General features: G+C 65.3%; 3 protein-coding genes. 2 read left to right on the top strand and 1 reads right to left on the bottom strand.

The window, feature by feature from the left end; all coding sequences use genetic code 11:
- Positions 1 to 142: 142 nt before the first annotated feature.
- Positions 143 to 514 (bottom strand): VanZ family protein, encoded by a 372-nt coding sequence (locus WEA77_RS08320; RefSeq protein WP_368067405.1) that lies wholly within the window; start codon positions 512 to 514, stop codon positions 143 to 145.
- A 108-nt stretch (positions 515 to 622) separates the two neighbouring features.
- Between WEA77_RS08320 and pepN the strand changes: the two genes are divergently transcribed.
- Together pepN and WEA77_RS08310 are read left to right on the top strand one after the other, a co-directional pair.
- A complete protein-coding gene (gene pepN / locus WEA77_RS08315; protein WP_368067404.1) occupies positions 623 to 3,226 on the top strand; it encodes an aminopeptidase N in 2,604 nt (867 codons plus the stop codon).
- 45 nt (positions 3,227 to 3,271) lie between these two features.
- Positions 3,272 to 3,488 (top strand): hypothetical protein (locus WEA77_RS08310; protein WP_368067403.1); only part of this gene is annotated, 217 nt, incomplete at its 3' end.

Below are 3,488 nucleotides of genomic sequence, written 5' to 3'. Positions count from 1 at the left end.
CATTGCCCGGCGGGTTGCCGAGTTCGCCTCCGACAATCCGGCCGAGTTCCCGGCAGAGCTGAAGCCCGTCGCCCAGCACTGCGCCCTGATCCTGCGCAGCGTCTACCGCCTCGAGGAAGAAATCACCGCCGCGGCCGAGTGATCAGCGCGCCCGTGTGCGTGCGATGAACCAGACCAGCAGGTAGCCGCCACTGGCGCCGAGCGCGTTGGCGAGGGCGTCAAGGGGGGATGCCTCGCGCGTGGCCGAGAGCAGGCCCTGCGCGACTTCCAGTCCTGCGCCGTAAACCGCAAGCACAAGCACCGTGACAAGGCGTCCCGGTCCGAACCACATAGCTGCCGGAATCGCCAGCATCGCATAGGCGCCGAAGTGCCGGAGCTTGTCCGAGATATCCGGCGCCGGAACTGTGCCACCCGGGATCAGTGACAGATAGGCGACACCGAGAGCCAGCAGGACAGCGATGACCAGGGCGGCGCGGCGGATCGGCGGCGGATAGGGCTGAAGGGCAGGGTTCATGCGGCGTCTCATGCCAGTCCGCGCCGCTGCGGACAACGGCTCTCGACGGCCCGGATGCGTCCCTGTATTCCAGAAGACCCATCCAGAAGTCCTGAGGAGCGCCCCGAGATGCGAACGGAAACCCCGGTAGCGGTGAAACTCAAGGACTATACGCCCTATCCCTTCACGCTCACCCAGGTGACGCTCGATTTCGATCTCGCAATCCGGAGAACCGTGGTCAAGGCCGCGGTCCATGTGACGCCGCTCGGCAAGGGCCCGATGCAGCTCGACGGCGAGGCGCTGCACCTCAACTATATTGCGGTCGGCCTCGCCGGCGAAGCTGCGACGCCGCTTGATCCGGCGGAGTTCACGGTGGATGCGCGCGGCCTGACGCTGCACACGCCGCCGGATCAGCCGTTCGTGCTGGAAACTGAGGTCGAGATTTCGCCGGAGGCGAATACCGCGCTGTCCGGACTCTACCTTTCCGGCGGCCGGCTCTGCACCCAGTGCGAAGCCGAGGGTTTCCGCCGCATCACTTATTATCCGGACCGGCCGGATGTGATGAGCGCCTTCCGGGTTCGGATGGTCGGGCCGAAGGATGAGTTCCCGCTTCTCCTCTCGAACGGCACGCCGGGTGCCTCCGGTGACCTGCCGGGCGGGCGCCACTATGCCGAATGGATCGACCCCCACAAGAAACCGGCCTACCTCTTCGCGCTCTGCGCCGGCGATTATGACGTGTTGCGCGATACGTTCACTACCGCGTCCGGCAAGCATGTCGATCTCGGCATCCATGTCGACAAGGGCGACGCGCCCCGCGCCGCCTGGGCAATGGACTCCCTGAAGCGCTCGATGCGCTGGGACGAGGACGTCTATGGCCGCGAGTATGATCTCGGCGTTTTCAACATCGTGGCCGTGCGCGACTTCAACTTCGGTGCCATGGAGAACAAGGGCCTCAACATCTTCAACTCGGCCTATGTGCTGGCCGACGAAGCGACCGCGACGGACGCCGACTTCGAAGCCATCGAATCCATCGTCGCACATGAATACTTCCACAACTGGACCGGCAACCGGATCACCTGCCGCGACTGGTTCCAGCTCTGCCTGAAGGAAGGCCTGACGGTCTTCCGTGACCAGAACTTCTCCGCCGACATGCGCTCGCGCCCGGTGCAGCGGATCAAGGACGTGATCAAGCTGCGCGCCCGCCAGTTCGCCGAGGATGCCGGCCCGCTCGCCCATTCGGTGCGGCCGGACACCTATGGCGCCATCGACAATCTCTACACCGCGACGGTCTATGAGAAGGGCGCCGAGCTGATCGGCATGCTGCGCCGGATGATCGGCGAGGAGAAATACCGCGAGGGCATGGACCTGTATTTCGCTCGGCATGACGGACAGGCGGTCACCATCGAGGATTTCTACGCCTGTTTCGAGGCGGTGACGGGGCAGGACTTTACCGCCTTCCGCCGCTGGTATGCACAGGCGGGCACGCCGGAAGTGCACGTGAGCGAACAGTGGGACGCGGCGACCGGAACCCTGCGGATTTCGCTTGCCCAGTCGGTCAAGCCGACGGCCGGCCAGCCAGTCAAGCACCCTGTCCCCATCCCGCTCGTCTGCTCGCTTCTGGACGGCAAGGGCGGCCATGCCGCCGAGCCTTTCCTGCATGTCTTCGGCAAAGCGCAGGATACACTCGAACTGCACGCACCGCCGGGCAGCCCGCGGCCGCATTTTTCCATCGGCCGCGATTTCAGCGCCCCGGTGCGCCTGGCGCGCAGCCTCACGCGCGCGGACCGGCTGGCGCTGGTTAAAGCGGAAACTGATCCCTTCAACAAATGGGACGGCCTGCAATCGCTGATCAAGGAAGAACTGGTCGCGCTTTCGGATAGCAGCCAGACCAATCCGGACGCGGAACTCGTCAAAGCCATTGGCGCCGCCGTGCGCGGCGCCAAGGTTGATCCCGCCTTCGCGGCGTTGCTGACGCGCCTGCCGGAAGTGGGCGAACTCTTCCTCGAGCGACAGCCTGCAGATCCGGTGGCGTTGCATGCGGCGATCCTGAAGCTCAAGGCAGCACTGCGCGGCGAACTGGCGGGGGAGATCCACGAGACGCTGAAGGCCCCGCCTCCCACGCCCTATCATCCGGGGTCGGAGCAGGCCTCCATCCGGGCGCTGCGCACCGCCTTCATCGGTCTCACCGGCGCCTCGGGTTCGCCTGACGCAGCGACCGCGTTGCGCGGCCTCTACGAACGCGCGCCGAACATGACGGAGCGTCTGGCCACGCTGCGCGCGCTGATGTTCACGAATGGCGGCGAGAAGCTGGACGCGCTGTCGCATTTCGAGGGTCTCTGGAAATCGAACCCGCTGGTGATGGACAAGTGGTTCGCCGTGCAGGCGGCCACCGGCACAGCGCAAGAGGTGAAACGCCTGATCGCGCATCCGGCCTTCGACCTCAAGAATCCCAACCGTGTGCGGTCTGTCATCGGCGGTTTCGCGATGCAGAACCTCGCGGCTTTCCATGCGCCCGACGGCTCCGGCTACCGGGCCGTGGAGGCGACGATCCTCGCCGCTGACAAGGCGAACCCCGCCCTTGGCGCGCGGCTGCTGACGGCGTTCGAAGCCTGGCGCCAGCTGGAGCCGAAGGCCCGGGCGGAGGCGGAAGCCTGCCTGAAGCGGCTGGTGGAGGCCGGATTGTCCGAAAATGCAATGGACATTGCCAGCCGTGCGCTGTCTGGCGGCGCCTGACAGACGTTAACAAAGTCCTGTATCTGGTTAACCAAGCTGCAATCTTTGACACTCAAACTGACCCGATCCGGCGATCCGTCTGCCGGCGACGGGGATATCTTGGGCAAAAACGCGGCGCATCCCACCAATGCCCAGATTCCGGAACGTCCGGAAATCAAGGCGCTATGGGCGGATACAAAGCGCACCTGGACGCTGATCGTCGCCATCCTCGGGCTGCTCACCCTGGCGCTTGGCCTTAAGGCCTGGGACGAACACCAGACCA

The sequence above is a fragment of the Hyphomonas sp. genome, from assembly GCF_040882205.1.
Taxonomy (GTDB): domain Bacteria; phylum Pseudomonadota; class Alphaproteobacteria; order Caulobacterales; family Hyphomonadaceae; genus Hyphomonas.
Note: the sequence above shows the minus strand (reverse complement) of the source record. Positions and strands in the feature narration are given on the sequence as shown.